This window comes from Ulvibacterium sp. (assembly GCF_965228935.1).
Classification (GTDB): Bacteria; Bacteroidota; Bacteroidia; order Flavobacteriales; family Flavobacteriaceae; genus Ulvibacterium.
Genome location: NZ_OZ245846.1, coordinates 2,592,676 through 2,605,941 on the forward strand (window position 1 = coordinate 2,592,676; position 13,266 = coordinate 2,605,941).

The following is a 13,266-nucleotide window of genomic DNA, read 5'->3' on the forward strand; positions in this document are numbered from 1 at the left end:
ACGTAATTCCAAACTTAAATGGTCTAACCCGCCAAATAAAAGGAATCCTAACAGCATGTAATATACTATTTTTGATGAAATGCAAATGTACATATGACCGCTGAAATAGTATTCAAATATTTTCCCAATTTATCCGAGACCCAACAACAACAGTTTTTGTTGTTGGAAGAGCTCTATAAGGATTGGAACTTAAAAATCAATGTAGTCTCTAGAAAGGATATCGATGAGTTGTACTTGAGACACGTACTCCATTCGTTGGGAATTGCCAAGGTTCAGAAATTTAAACCGGGAAGCACTATCCTGGATGTGGGTACGGGAGGTGGTTTTCCGGGAATTCCCTTGGCCATTCTTTTTCCCGAAGTTGATTTTACTTTAGTGGATTCGATCGGGAAAAAAATAAAGGTAGTCCGAGAAGTCGCGGAAGGTTTAGGATTAAAAAATGTTACCGTGGTAAATGAGCGTGTCGAGAATGTGGAGGAAACATTTGATTTCATCGTGAGCCGCGCAGTAGCGGCTATGCCCACTTTTGTACATTGGGTCAAGGGAAAAATAAAGAAAGAATCCAAACATGAAAGGCGAAATGGAATCTTATACCTTAAAGGGGGCGATCTTAAAGAAGAACTAAAGGGGTACAAAACCGTCCAGATTTTTGAATTGACCGATTATTTTGACGATGCATTTTTTGAAACCAAAAGGGTAGTGTATTTGCCTCAAAAACCTAAAAGTGATCTAAAACTGTAAATAGACAAAATCGAGATTTGCATACCTCACAACTTTCTATAAAAAGTACTGTCCTCGGCAAGCGAATATCCGGTAATTTGATTGGTCTCGCCCCTTTTGAAAAAGATAGGTTCCTGGTCAATATTTGAAAATACATCCTCGTATTCATGATAAATCGGATAAGCAATACCATTAATTGTAGCATAGAGGTCTCCTTTGGCTTTGTTGTATGTTACTTCTATTTGTGAACCGTTCTCGTATTCATAGGTGCCCTCAAAATGTTTTAAAAAAGATGGTGCAATCTTTTCGGAATAGGGGTTGTCATCGGATAAAATTAGGCCATCGCCCAATCGCCAATTATCATATTCCATATTGTAGGCAATGCGTTTTGCTGCCTTGAGTCCATGTAGTTTTGCCACCAAATGCAGGGCTCCGTCTATTCCTGCGGATATCCCTGCCGTAGTAATCACATTTCCATTGTCAACAAAACGGACATTCTTGTTTACATTGATTTTGGGGTAGGAGTCCTGTAGATCGTCCAATGCACTATGAAAGGTCGTTGCTGTTTTCCCATCCAGTATGCCCGCTTCCGCTAGAATAAAGGCCCCCGTGCATACGGAAAAATAGTATTCAATATGTTCTTGATTTTTGACCCATTCAATGACCTTTGGGTTTTTTACCGTTGGCGAGGTATTGCCTCCAAAAAAAGCCAAAATATCTGCCTTAGGGGCGTTATCGATGGTGTAATCCGGAAGAACGTTGAGAATACCCTGTGACTTTATGGGGCCTTTTTTCTCAGAGACCGTGAAGACTTCAAAACCTGCATAGGACAACACTTCCATTGGCCCTGCGAAGTCAAGGACCTCGACCCTGTCCTGTAGGTAAAAAGCAATGGTTTTCACATCTTCTTTTTTCATAAGTACCATATTGCAAAATGAACATCTTCCCGGGGCGTCATGTTCCACGGTATCACAACTTAAACCACAAGGCGGACAAACATATACACTTGATTCGGTTGAACCGCTCTGTCCATGGAAAAATAACGTCCCAAAAAACAGAGCGGTAAGAATAGCAAATCTGTTCATTTTTTGATTTTTTGATGATTTCAAAGCTACTATGCCTATACTATTCGGCAAAGGACAAGAATACGCAGCATTGGGACAATTATTTCCGAAGTTGGGAAGGAAGGGACTCGGTATGCTTTTTAAGTAAAGCCCGCAACTGATTGCTGCTTTGCAGACCGCAGGCCAATGAGACGGCGTTCACTTTTGTACCGCTGGAAAGCAATTGCAGGGCGCGTTCAATACGAAGTTTTGCCAAATAATCCCCTATGGTAATGCCTGTAGTCTTTTTGAATACCCGGGTCAAATTTCTTGGACTCATATGGGAGTTTTCGGCCAGTTCCTCGATCTTTAATTTTTTGTCCAAGTTTTGGGCCAACGTATCCTGTACTTGGTGAATACGATTGTCCATATGGTTTCTGTACTGTAGAAAAACACTCAGTTGCGGGTCGTTTTCCGTTCTTCTTAGATAAATAACTACTTCCTTGGCAATTTTGGTAGCAAAAACGGGACCGTATATTTCCTCCAAAAGAAACAATGCCAGATCAATACCCGATGAAACGCCGGCACTTGAATACAAATTGCCATCCTTTACGATTAATCGATCCGATAGCAATTTCGCTCGGGGGAAGCGAGTTTTGAAATCTCCAAAATACTTCCAGTGCGTGGTGCAGCTTTTCCCTTCAAAAAGCCCGGCAAAAGCCATGATGTAGGCTCCGGTACAAACGGAGCAGATTTTTGCCTTGTTTTGATTTTGCTCCCTTAACCAGCTAAAAAAAAGTTGGTTTTTTGGTTTAAAATCCTCGGCAAAGAATAAGTGGGATTCCAGACCGGGTATAAAAAGCAAATCATGGGGCCCCAAAGTAAAATTCCAAAAAGGTTCCAGCCTACTTAATGCTATCCCTGCACTGGATATTTCCTCGGTACCCGGATTTAGACTGAGGTAATGGGCCTTAAATTGGGCACCATATTCATTGGCCTCATAAAACAAGTGTATTGGTCCGGCGATATCCAGTAGTTGAACTTCCGGGGGGATTAAAAAGTAGGCATCATAGGTGTGGTTGTTCTGCAACTATCTATTTTATGAATGGAAAAACGGTGTGTTTCGACTTCAAAAATAGTGGTATTATTGGATAAAAGAGTAGAAGCAAGATCAAAAGCACTGAAAAAAAACAGGGCATATGGACTCTTGGATTATGGCAAAATTTTGAAGAGGATTTTTTAACAGGATAAGTGAAATGGCCTCACCGAAGTTCAGCAACAGGCTTACAGGCTTAACATCCGATAGTAGAAGTTTTTGTATTTTTTAGCGTAGCCTTTTATATAGGCCCAAATACTTTTAAAAATAGAATCGAATATAGTTCTCTTGATTGTATGGCTATTTTTTCTTGACAAATCGCTAGGCATCTAGTACATTATAAAATTAAATAGATTACTTTTATTTTACAATTAATTAATGTTATATTTACATATAAATTGTGCGGGATTAAGGTCAAAGAAGGGTATCGTGGGCAATTCCAAGGAGTAAAGCTGGCTAGGATTGGTTTTAGGGAATGTCAATAAAATCTTCCTATCCAATTACCGTTTACACGTTCTTTGCTTATACTAAAAAGATGATACTGGAAAGGCTGGGTGCGGATTGGCCGGAATTAGAGCTCGGGCTCGCAGACAAACAGGGCAGGTCTCCAAATTATAATCTGATTTTCCAAATCACGCAAAGCAAAGCGATTTTCTTCAGTACGGTCAATCCAATTTCCTTCGCAGTCAAGAATTGGAATACCCTTGTCAATCAATGGATTGCAATCCTGATATACAAATACAGTTTGCCCCTTATAATCAGCTTGGGTTATGTAGCAGTATTTGGTGTCTTCGGTGATGTTGGCTTCCCTGTTATCTATTTCTGTTTTAAGCCAGGACAACTCCTTTGCGGGATTGTCCACCCCACAGGCAGGTCTTATGATATCATTGTCATTGGAACAAGATAGAAGTGCAAATAGTGCAAAGAATACGGTTAAAGCTGTTTTCATGGAATATCATTCTTTAGTGAAGATACCCCACAAAAAAATGGTTGCGTAAAAAACCTCCAAGGGCATGGCCTTTGGAGGTTGAACAATGAATTCCTTTTTATGTTATTTGCTCCAAGGAGGGGTTACGTCATTGGATCGCGCATAGGCGATCAATTGCCCTTTGTGCTCCCCATTGTGCTCTAGGATGATCAAAAGACCGGAAAGTCGGCTGAATTTTCCAAAGCCAAAATCAACTTCCTCGCCAAGTTTGTCATTCTCTACCATGGTCATCTTTTCAAGAATAAACGCGTTCGATTTTTTCAAGGCCGCCAAAACATTTTCCTTCCCCTTGATTTTTTCAATATTCATCATGTCCACATCTTCGGGAGGGGCAAACCCCAGTTTGGAGGCCAAATAATAGTTGGCCCCGGCAATGTGTAAAAGGGATTCCCCCACGGAGCGAATGCCCTCGGCGGGTCGCCAATCATATTGTTCCTCGGAAAAGGCTTCGGCAAGCGACATAACCTGTCCCTGGTTATAGGTAAGCATTCCCTGGATAGTGCTTTGTACCATGGTGTCCTGTGCATAGGTTATGGCAGCCATCAGAAACGCGGCAAATACGGTGAATTTTTTCATTTTCCCAGTGTTTAAGTTGTTAAAAATTGTTCGCTAGATATAGTAGATAACTATATAGCTTACAAGGTATTAAAAACCAAGCACTATTCCCCGGAAAATTCGGAAATTCTATTTCGGACCATCTATCCCAAGAAGGGATATCTATAATCTTCCGAACTCACAAAGGTCTCCTTGATCAATCGCGGTGAAACCCAACGTAATAGATTCTGGGCGGAACCGGCCTTATCATTCGTACCGGATGCACGTGCCCCGCCAAAAGGCTGTTGGCCTACCACTGCTCCCGTTGGCTTGTCGTTGATGTAGAAGTTTCCCGCACAATTCTGAAGCGCTTTGGTGGCCTCATCGATGGCATATCGGTCCGTCGCCAAAACGGCTCCGGTCAATGCGTATTCCGAGGTGGAATCCACCAGTTCCAGTGTTTTGCTCCAGTCTTTGTCCTCATAGATATATACGGTAACCACCGGTCCGAATAACTCTGTTTCCATAGTTGTATAATGTGGATTTGTGGTTACAATAACCGTGGGTTCCACAAAGTAACCCTTGGATTTATCATATCCGCCTCCGGCAACAATTTCAGCGTCCTTGTCCTTTTTGGCCCCATCAATGTATTTGGCAAGCTTGTCAAAGGAACCCTCATGAATGACCGCAGTGATAAAGTTGGACATATCTTGTGGTGAGCCGGGAGGGTTAAAGGATTCAATATCCTTTTTTACCAAATCCAATACTTCCTTTGCCGTAGATTTTGGTAAATATACGCGCGAGGCGGCACTACATTTCTGTCCTTGGAATTCAAAGGCTCCTCGGCTTATGGCCGTGGCCACTTGCTTCGGTACGGCGGTAGGGTGTGCAATAATAAAGTCTTTTCCGCCTGTTTCACCTACGATTCTGGGATAGGTTTTGTAGGTATGTATATTGTTTCCGATTTTTTTCCACAGTTCCTTGAAGACATGGGTGGATCCGGTAAAATGGATACCTGCAAAATCAGGGCTTTCCAAAACGGTATCCGTTATCATTACGGGATCGCCGTAGACCATATTGATGATTCCATCCGGAAGCCCTGCTTCCTTAAAGACATCCATAATTACCTTTGCCGAAAATATTTGATGATCGCTAGGTTTCCATACCACCACATTTCCCATCATGGCGGCACTGGCAGGTAGGTTTCCCGCAATGGCCGTAAAGTTGAAAGGGGTAATGGCATACACAAAACCTTCCAAAGGGCGATATTCTACCCGGTTCCAGATACCTTCTGCCGAATCGGGTTGTTCTTCATAAATTCGGGACATATATTCCACATTAAACCGAAGGAAATCTATCAATTCACAGGCCGCATCTATTTCCGCTTGATGGATGGTCTTGGATTGGGCGATCATGGTAGCGGCGTTTATCTTTGCCCGATAGGGGCCGGCAATAAGTTCCGCAGCCTTTAAAAATATGGCAGCACGTTGTTCCCAGACCAGATTGGCCCATGCCGTCCTGGCCTCAAGACAATTTTTAATAGCCTTTTCCACGTGTGTTTTTTCGGCCAGATGATATTTACCGACTAGATGCCGATGGTTATGTGGCGGGGACATAGGTTTGGTGTTTCCGGTCCGTATTTCTTCGCTTCCTATATAAAGTGGGACCTCCGTTTTTCCCGTAATATAAGCTCGGTACTGTTGCAGTACTTCATCCCTTTCCGGAGTGCCGGGAGCGTAACTTTTTATTGGCTCGTTGAGAGCGGTCGGTACTTGAAAAAACCCCTTGCCCATAATGCTATTTTTTAGGTGTTAAAAATCGCAGCAAAGGTACTAAATGGGAATTCGATTAAAAACTAATAAAGACTTAAAAATACGTTTCAATTCAGCGCAAAGGGAGCATGGAATTTAAAGGTGGGAATGTATACCCTGAATTTCTCGACAGAACTAAAATTCACCATATTATAATGGCCTTTCATGGCCCCAATGGGTGAGGCCAATAAACAGCCCGAAGTATAGGTATGGGACTCTCCTGGCCTTATTACGGGCTTCTTGCCAATAACCCCTTCACCATCAAGGATTTCCAGATCGTTCAGGGAATCATAGATCCTCCAATGACGGGAGGTCAATTGAACGGAATCCTTGCTCTGGTTCTCTATGGTTATGGTATAGCCAAAAGCAAAATGCATCTTGTAGTTTTTGAAGAAAGTACCCTCAAAACTAGTGTGTACCGAAACTTTTATGCCCTTGGTTACTTGAGTAATCATAGTCCACTTAATATGTAAAAATGTTTCCCGCCAGGAGAAACACTGCACCGAACAACGCTAATGTAAAAAAAATCGCGTTCAGAAAAAGATATTTAACAATAGTTTTAAAAGTGCCTTGCTGATAGAATTTCCGCATTGCCCGCAACAGGTAGAGGGAAAAAATGGTGATAAAGATCCAGTTGCTCCCTACATTAAAGACGGAATCTATCAGATAACTAATAATGAGCAATATAAACAACAGCGAAGTATTGTGAAAGCTAAAGATTAGATGATCGGTATAAGTGTATTTTTTTCTGATGTATACCAACCAAATGAACAGCGTAAACAGGGGCAGAAAGAAAAAAACGGCAAAAGGCAATTTAGAAATCAAGGAACTGACGAAACTTCCCGGCCGTTGCGATGCCCTTACAAAACCTGCTGCAGCACCAAAGGACATCTTATTTTCAAAGGATTCGGGAATCTCGTATTTACGTATTGCATCCTGAAATGTATATACGGTATCCTTTCGAATCAACGTATTGAAAAATTCAGCCTTGGTATAAAAACGATCCCTAAAATCGAGATTGTTTAGGGACGTAAAATGGGCTTTGGGGTCTGCCAATATCAAGGAGTCCCTATAAATCACAATATGGTTCAATTGTTCCGAAATTTGGAGGGAATCCAAAACTTTTATGGCTTCCCTATCCTCCTCCCCAACATCGAGCCTTAGGCCGAACGGCCCTTGAAAATCAACCGGACTACCTTGCTTATCCACCCCATATTTGTCCCATTCCGAGAAATTTCCACTAAAATTTTGAATCAAGAAATAGACAATGGCCAAGCTTAATAAAAATCGGAACGGATTGGTGTAGGACATCCTTTTTCCATCTACATAGTCTCTTGTAATTCTACCGGGTCTAATTAGTAATGCCGATAGCGTTTTTACCAGTTTGGAATCATAGGAAACGATATTGGAAAAAAACTCGTCAAAAAAATCCTTGATCGTCAATTTTTTGGTACTGTTGGCCTGCGAACAATTAGGGCAATACTTATCACTGAGATCTAACGGATGTCCACAGTTTAAGCATTGGGTTCCTCGATATTTAAGTTGATACCTACCCTTGGAAGTAATGGTCGGCTTGTTCCCCATTGGTTTAGAATGAAGAATAAATATACGTTAATTGCTGATATTGCGCGAGTTCGCGGAACCTACCCCAATAATACTATCGTAGAGATCGCCAAAATCTCGATAGTATACCAAGATAAGATAGGTGTTTTCGGTGAAATGGAAATTGCCGCAAACGGTATTTAAATCGATTAGGTCGTCTTGCCGTTTTATGACATACTTATAATTGTAAAAACCCTGCTTAAACTTAATTTCGGCCTCCATCATTCCATTATCCTCGTTGTAGGTCATTTTGTTCTCATCCAACAGGGCGTAATTGTTGTATTTGCCGAAAACATATACTTCGTCCAGTTCCAAAATTGCCTCATAGGGAAGGCTAAAATGTACATTGGTATATTCCGCCTCACGGGAGTTCTCCGTACCCTGAAGGGTGCGAACCACAAAATCCCCATTGATGTCGGGGAAATAGGTGTAGGGTTCGGCAAACCGATAATCATCACTAAACAAGTAATGCTGATAAATATCCCCGATTTCTATTCTGGATATTTGCGCACTGGGCGCCCTTAGGTCACTGGTATCAAAATTGAGAAACTCGTTTCCACCAAAAAAACTGGTTTCCTGGTCGTACTTGTACACCAGTTCATTGCCTATTGTAAATTGTGGTCGAATATTGTACAAAGCGGTGGGCCAGTAATAATTTTGGATAATGGCTACTTTTACCTCCTTTTTCGGATTTATCAATTGAAAATTACCAGAATTGATATTGAACTGGACCACTTGTTTCTCGTTCAGGAAATTAAAGTCGCGGGAACGTTTTACGGTTCCTCCAACCTTTACCAAATCTTTATAGACCACAAACCTTCTGGAGAATTGAAGCTCATAACTACTGTTATAGATCTCTATAAGGTAGTTGCCGCTCACTTTTAAGCGCACATTTTCATTGGGTATGGTGAGGCGGTAATTGGAGTAGGGCTGTAAGGTGGTATAGCTGTTTTCGTAATCTATGATACGTTGGTTGTCCACCCCATTAAGGTATTGGGATTTCAATAGGTCGGACGGAGTCCAATCATAATCGCAATGGATGATTTTGTAGTAATAATCCTGCTCAATGGCAAGGATATCGTCAAATTCCAAATAAATGGGTTCGCCAATTTGAATCACGGGAAATTGATCTTCCGTAGGCCCCTTAAAAATAATGGACTTAATGTTTGAGGGCGGTTCCATCTCTTCCTGAACCTGGGCAAACAGGGAGGACATAAAAAAAAACAAGAAAATCTGTTTAAGATTTACATGCATTTAGAGGCTATTTTTTGGGCAAAGGTAAACAAAAAGCGTACCCTTAAAATTAACATCGGTGTAATGCCCAAATTTATAGGCAATTATTATGAAAACTTTCTTTTAAGTACTATTTTTGACCCTAATTTTGCTAATCTAAGCTCTACTATAACATGTCCAAAGACATTCGGATCAAGAAAGGCTTGAACATTAATCTTGTCGGTGCCGCAGAGCAAACTATTTCCAAAGCCGTTTTAAGCAATGTTTACGCAATAAACCTCAACGATTTTCACGGTATTACACCCAAGATGTTGGTCAAGGAGAAGGCCGAAATAAAGGCTGGAGAAGCACTCTTCTACAACAAAAACAGGGAGGATATGTTGTTTGTTTCCCCTGTTAGCGGGGAGCTCATTGAAATAGAAAGGGGTGCCCGTAGACGCATTTTGACCTTGAAGATACTGGCGGATAAGTCACAACAAAACTTGAAGCATGATATCCTTGATGTTTCCAGTGCCTCTTCACAGGAATTGAAGGCCTATCTTCTAAAAGGAGGATGTTGGCCCTTTATAAAGCAGCGCCCGTATGATATCGTTGCCGATCCCGATGCAGTTCCCAAGGCCATCTTTGTTTCGGGCTATACTACGGCCCCATTGGCGGCGGATTATGATTTTATATTGCAGGGCAAGGAAAAGGAACTGCAAGCGGCCATAACCGCCTTGGGCAAGATGACCCCGGGCAAAATACACGTTTCGGTAGGCAAATCCTCCCATTCGCCTTTGGCAGGACTGGACGGAATAGAATTACACAAAATTTCAGGGCCCCATCCGGCAGGTCTTGTAGGGACACAGATCAATAAAATAGATCCGATAAACAAAGGTGAGGTAGTTTGGACGGTTGCCCCCCAAGATCTTGTAATTATGGGCGAGTTGCTGTTGACGGGGATTTTTAATCCGGAACGCACGGTCGCCTTAGCGGGCTCATGCATCAAAAGTCCAAAATATTATAAAACCAAAATAGGTACGGAAATATCCACTTTTTTGTATGCCAGTGGCGTAAATTCCGATGATTTTAGGGTCATTAACGGAGATGTACTCACCGGTACCAAAACCAAGCCCGATGGATATCTCGGTTTTTACAATACTACGGTAACGGCCATTCCTGAAGGTGATGACTATGAACTTTTTGGCTGGAACAAACCCATCTTCAACAAAATATCGGCCACCAGGGCCCTGACATTCTCATGGATGCAACCCAACAAAAAGTATGACCTTAACACAAATACCAATGGAGAGCATAGGGCATTTGTAGTAACCGGGATGTATGAAAAGGTGTTTCCCATGGATATCTACCCGCTTCAATTGTTAAAGGCCTGTATGGTAAAGGATTTGGACGAAATGGAGCAATTAGGATTGTATGAAGTGGCTCCGGAGGATTTTTCCTTGACCGAATTTGTTTGTATATCAAAACAGCCCCATCAGCAAATTATTCGTGAAGGATTGGATCTTTTACATAAAGAAATAGGATAAAAAATGAGTGATAAAAGGTTAACTCTTAAAAAAAGGCTACATATTCTAAAGCATAGGTTCAGGGGCAAGAAAATGGCCCCGGCCTTCAATGCCTTTCATACTTTTTTGTTTTCACCCGACGAGACAACACATTCCGGATCTCATGTCCGAGCGGCTGACGACCTAAAGCGTACCATGAACACGGTTATCATGGCCCTGGTTCCCGTATTGCTCTTTTCCATGTTCAATACAGGATATCAGCACTATGCGGCCATTGATGCAGCCAATGGCGTTGCCCGGGAGTTGTCCCTTTGGGGGAACTTTTTTACTTGGGAAAACCTGTGGATAGGAATAATCAAGGTATTGCCTTTGGTCATAGTTTCCTATGGTGTGGGGCTCGCGATAGAATTTGTCTTTGCCGTTATAAAAGGACATGAAGTAGAGGAAGGTTACTTGGTGACCGGAATGTTGGTTCCCTTGATCGTTCCCGTGGATACGCCTTTATGGATGCTGGCCGTAGCCGTTGCTTTTGGAGTAATAATCGGTAAGGAGGTGTTTGGCGGTACCGGCATGAATATTCTCAATCCCGCCCTTACCATAAGGGCCTTCTTGTTTTTTGCCTATCCTACCTGGATGAGTGGTGACAAGGTCTGGGTACACGGAGCCGTGGAGCGTGCTGGGGGACCGGATGCCATTTCTGGTGAGACTATTTTGGGTTTTCTGGCACAGAATAAGGGTGCCGAAATGTCCGCCACATATGATACGTGGGATATGTTTTGGGGATTTATCCCAGGTTCCGTAGGCGAGACCTCTGCATTTCTGATATTGTTGGGAGGCTTGTTCCTTATTTTCAGTAAAATAGCAAGCTGGCGTATCATGGTCAGTGCTGTCATCGGTTCCTTGGTCATGGGATTGATCTTTAATGGAGTTGTAGATGCCGGATGGATTACGGAGACCAGCAATTTTTACGGACTTATGAGCTTCGAGTTCTGGAAACACCTCATAGTAGGCGGATTGGCCTTCGGTATTGTATATATGGCCACAGATCCCGTTACGGGGTCCCAGACCAACCGTGGGAAATGGATTTATGGATTCTTAATTGGATTCCTTTCGGTAATGATACGGGTTTTCAATCCCGCCTATCCCGAAGGCGTCTTCCTGGCCATATTGTTGATGAACGTTTTTGCTCCCACCATTGATCATTATGTGGTACGTGGCAATGTAGCACGGCGAATGAAACGGTTGAAGAACGCTACTATTTTTCCAAAGGATTCAGACAGTAAAGAAAAGGAACTAGAAGTAGAAACAATATAGCTATGGCGATCAATACGGAAAAAAACAGTTATACGGTTCTTTTCGCATCCCTAATGGTTGTGGTGGTAGGTTCTGTTCTGGCCTTTTTAGCCTCTGCCCTGAGTTCTCGTATCAAAGAGAATGAACGCTTCGAAAAACAGCAGAACATTTTGTATGCCATGGGCGTCAATGAAAATGAAGGGGAAGGCAGTGTAAGTTTTGTTCCAACGGATAGGGTGGAAGAGGAGTTTGCGAACTACATTAAAGAACAATTGATTATTGAGGGCGATCAGATTACCCAAGATGACGAGGCTTATTTAATCGACTTAAAAAAACAATTGGCCGCCGCCAAAAATGGGGAAACGCCAAAATTGCCCCTGTTTATCGGGGAGAAGGAAGGAGAAAAATACTATATCATTCCCATGTACGGCAAAGGACTTTGGGATGCCATCTGGGGATTCATCGCCATGGATAACGAGATGGTAGTGCAAGGTGTTTATTTTGACCATAAAGCGGAGACGCCAGGGCTAGGGGCCAATATTAAACAACGCTATTTTATGGACGATTTTACCGGAGAATCCATATTGGATGGCACTAGATACAAGGGTATTGCCGTTGTAAAGGGCAACAATGATCCCGCTAACAGAACAAAAGACGACAATGAGGTGGATGCGCTTGCAGGGGCTACGATAACCGGTAACGGCGTTTCCGCCATGATCAGCAAAAGCATCAATCTTTACAAAGATTATTTGGAAACCGTTAGAGAAAAATAATTATGGCTATACTATCAAAAAAAGATGCGAATCTTATTATGGATCCCCTGGCGGACAATAATCCGATTACCATTCAAGTGCTCGGTATTTGTTCGGCCCTTGCAATTACGGCCGAGTTGAAAGCCTCCTTGGTAATGGCCATTTCGGTAATTTTCGTTATGGGCTTGGGCAATGTGATTATTTCGTTGATGAGAAACCTGATTCCCTCAAAAATACGGATTATAGTACAGCTCGTGGTCGTTGCATCATTGGTAATTGTTGTTGATCAGTTACTTCAGGCTTTTCAATATGAATTGAGCAAGACCTTGGGGGTTTTTATCGGGTTGATCATTACTAACTGTATCATCATGGGGCGTTTTGAGGCCTTTGCATTGGGAAATGGTGTTTGGCGATCGTTCTTGGACGGTATTGGCAATGCCATGGGTTATGGGGTAATCTTGATAATCGTCGGATTCTTCAGGGAGCTTTTAGGTTCGGGAACGCTTTTCGGATTTCCCGTATTGGGAAACCCTATTGAAAAAACCGGACTTTACGCTACAGGATACGAGAACAATGGATTTATGATCATTCCGCCCGCGGCACTGATCGTGGTGGGAATCATCATCTGGGTGCAACGTTCGCGAAACAAGGCGCTGATAGAAGATAACTAAAAGATAGTACAAGAAATT

At 42.4% G+C, this 13,266-nt stretch carries 13 protein-coding genes and 1 pseudogene; 5 read left to right on the forward strand and 9 right to left on the reverse strand.

Annotated elements, in window-relative coordinates:
* Positions 1–93: 93 nt before the first annotated feature.
* Entirely contained in the window at positions 94–741 is a 648-nt protein-coding gene (gene rsmG / locus ACO06Y_RS10855; protein ID WP_422083853.1) for a 16S rRNA (guanine(527)-N(7))-methyltransferase RsmG, read from the forward strand.
* Between the two features lie 26 nt (positions 742–767).
* Here rsmG and ACO06Y_RS10860 read toward each other — a convergent pair whose 3' ends face one another.
* From ACO06Y_RS10860 to ACO06Y_RS10900, 9 genes and pseudogenes are all read right to left on the reverse strand, one after another.
* A complete protein-coding gene (locus ACO06Y_RS10860; protein ID WP_422084169.1) occupies positions 768–1,637 on the reverse strand; it encodes a DJ-1/PfpI family protein in 870 nt (289 codons plus the stop codon).
* 3 nt (positions 1,638–1,640) lie between these two features.
* Positions 1,641–1,805 (reverse strand): annotated as a pseudogene (locus ACO06Y_RS10865) (heavy metal-binding domain-containing protein); the annotation flags it as partial.
* A 79-nt stretch (positions 1,806–1,884) separates the two neighbouring features.
* Positions 1,885–2,853, reverse strand: a complete 969-nt coding sequence (locus tag ACO06Y_RS10870) for a GlxA family transcriptional regulator (RefSeq protein ID WP_422083854.1) — start codon at positions 2,851–2,853, stop codon at positions 1,885–1,887.
* Between the two features lie 577 nt (positions 2,854–3,430).
* Positions 3,431–3,808, reverse strand: a complete 378-nt coding sequence (locus ACO06Y_RS10875) for a hypothetical protein (protein ID WP_422083855.1) — start codon at positions 3,806–3,808, stop codon at positions 3,431–3,433.
* 102 nt (positions 3,809–3,910) lie between these two features.
* Positions 3,911–4,423 carry a DinB family protein gene (locus tag ACO06Y_RS10880; protein WP_422083856.1) on the reverse strand — a complete coding sequence of 171 codons (513 nt, stop codon included), beginning with the start codon at positions 4,421–4,423 and terminating at the stop codon, positions 3,911–3,913.
* Positions 4,424–4,545: 122 nt separating this feature from the next.
* On the reverse strand, positions 4,546–6,174 hold the full coding sequence (pruA, locus tag ACO06Y_RS10885) for an L-glutamate gamma-semialdehyde dehydrogenase (RefSeq protein ID WP_422083858.1): 1,629 nt from the start codon (positions 6,172–6,174) through the stop codon (positions 4,546–4,548).
* 86 nt (positions 6,175–6,260) lie between these two features.
* Positions 6,261–6,647: a Co2+/Mg2+ efflux protein ApaG gene (apaG, locus tag ACO06Y_RS10890; RefSeq protein WP_422083859.1), complete on the reverse strand. Its 387-nt coding sequence runs from the start codon at positions 6,645–6,647 to the stop codon at positions 6,261–6,263.
* Between the two features lie 7 nt (positions 6,648–6,654).
* Positions 6,655–7,776, reverse strand: a complete 1,122-nt coding sequence (locus ACO06Y_RS10895) for a DUF3667 domain-containing protein (RefSeq protein WP_422083860.1) — start codon at positions 7,774–7,776, stop codon at positions 6,655–6,657.
* Between the two features lie 27 nt (positions 7,777–7,803).
* The gene (locus ACO06Y_RS10900) at positions 7,804–9,048 is read right to left on the reverse strand and encodes a DUF5103 domain-containing protein (protein WP_422083861.1); all 1,245 of its coding nucleotides are present in this window, start codon (positions 9,046–9,048) and stop codon (positions 7,804–7,806) included.
* A gap of 152 nt (positions 9,049–9,200) precedes the next feature.
* Here ACO06Y_RS10900 and ACO06Y_RS10905 point away from each other — a divergent pair, with 152 nt between their 5' ends.
* Genes ACO06Y_RS10905 through ACO06Y_RS10920 form a run of 4 tightly spaced genes read left to right on the forward strand, consistent with a single transcriptional unit; the run spans position 9,201 to position 13,248 of the window.
* Positions 9,201–10,553: a Na(+)-translocating NADH-quinone reductase subunit A gene (locus ACO06Y_RS10905; RefSeq protein WP_422083862.1), complete on the forward strand. Its 1,353-nt coding sequence runs from the start codon at positions 9,201–9,203 to the stop codon at positions 10,551–10,553.
* 3 nt (positions 10,554–10,556) lie between these two features.
* Positions 10,557–11,846 (forward strand): NADH:ubiquinone reductase (Na(+)-transporting) subunit B, encoded by a 1,290-nt coding sequence (locus ACO06Y_RS10910; protein ID WP_422083863.1) that lies wholly within the window; start codon positions 10,557–10,559, stop codon positions 11,844–11,846.
* A 2-nt stretch (positions 11,847–11,848) separates the two neighbouring features.
* Complete coding sequence (locus ACO06Y_RS10915) at positions 11,849–12,598, forward strand: Na(+)-translocating NADH-quinone reductase subunit C (protein WP_422083864.1); 750 nt, start codon at positions 11,849–11,851, stop codon at positions 12,596–12,598.
* 2 nt (positions 12,599–12,600) lie between these two features.
* Positions 12,601–13,248 (forward strand): NADH:ubiquinone reductase (Na(+)-transporting) subunit D, encoded by a 648-nt coding sequence (locus tag ACO06Y_RS10920; protein ID WP_422083865.1) that lies wholly within the window; start codon positions 12,601–12,603, stop codon positions 13,246–13,248.
* The last annotated feature ends 18 nt before the right edge of the window (positions 13,249–13,266 follow it).

What these genes read in the sequence shown, in the direction of transcription:
- ACO06Y_RS10875 (WP_422083855.1), bottom strand. Translation starts at nt 3,808, where the DNA reads ATGAAAACAGCTTTAACCGTATTCTTTGCACTATTTGCACTTCTATCT.
- ACO06Y_RS10905 (WP_422083862.1), top strand. Translation starts at nt 9,201, where the DNA reads ATGTCCAAAGACATTCGGATCAAGAAAGGCTTGAACATTAATCTTGTC.
- pruA (WP_422083858.1), bottom strand. Translation starts at nt 6,174, where the DNA reads ATGGGCAAGGGGTTTTTTCAAGTACCGACCGCTCTCAACGAGCCAATA.
- ACO06Y_RS10880 (WP_422083856.1), bottom strand. Translation starts at nt 4,423, where the DNA reads ATGAAAAAATTCACCGTATTTGCCGCGTTTCTGATGGCTGCCATAACC.
- ACO06Y_RS10895 (WP_422083860.1), bottom strand. Translation starts at nt 7,776, where the DNA reads ATGGGGAACAAGCCGACCATTACTTCCAAGGGTAGGTATCAACTTAAA.
- apaG (WP_422083859.1), bottom strand. Translation starts at nt 6,647, where the DNA reads ATGATTACTCAAGTAACCAAGGGCATAAAAGTTTCGGTACACACTAGT.
- rsmG (WP_422083853.1), top strand. Translation starts at nt 94, where the DNA reads ATGACCGCTGAAATAGTATTCAAATATTTTCCCAATTTATCCGAGACC.
- ACO06Y_RS10920 (WP_422083865.1), top strand. Translation starts at nt 12,601, where the DNA reads ATGGCTATACTATCAAAAAAAGATGCGAATCTTATTATGGATCCCCTG.
- ACO06Y_RS10910 (WP_422083863.1), top strand. Translation starts at nt 10,557, where the DNA reads ATGAGTGATAAAAGGTTAACTCTTAAAAAAAGGCTACATATTCTAAAG.
- ACO06Y_RS10900 (WP_422083861.1), bottom strand. Translation starts at nt 9,048, where the DNA reads ATGCATGTAAATCTTAAACAGATTTTCTTGTTTTTTTTTATGTCCTCC.
- ACO06Y_RS10915 (WP_422083864.1), top strand. Translation starts at nt 11,849, where the DNA reads ATGGCGATCAATACGGAAAAAAACAGTTATACGGTTCTTTTCGCATCC.
- ACO06Y_RS10860 (WP_422084169.1), bottom strand. Translation starts at nt 1,637, where the DNA reads ATGAAAAAAGAAGATGTGAAAACCATTGCTTTTTACCTACAGGACAGG.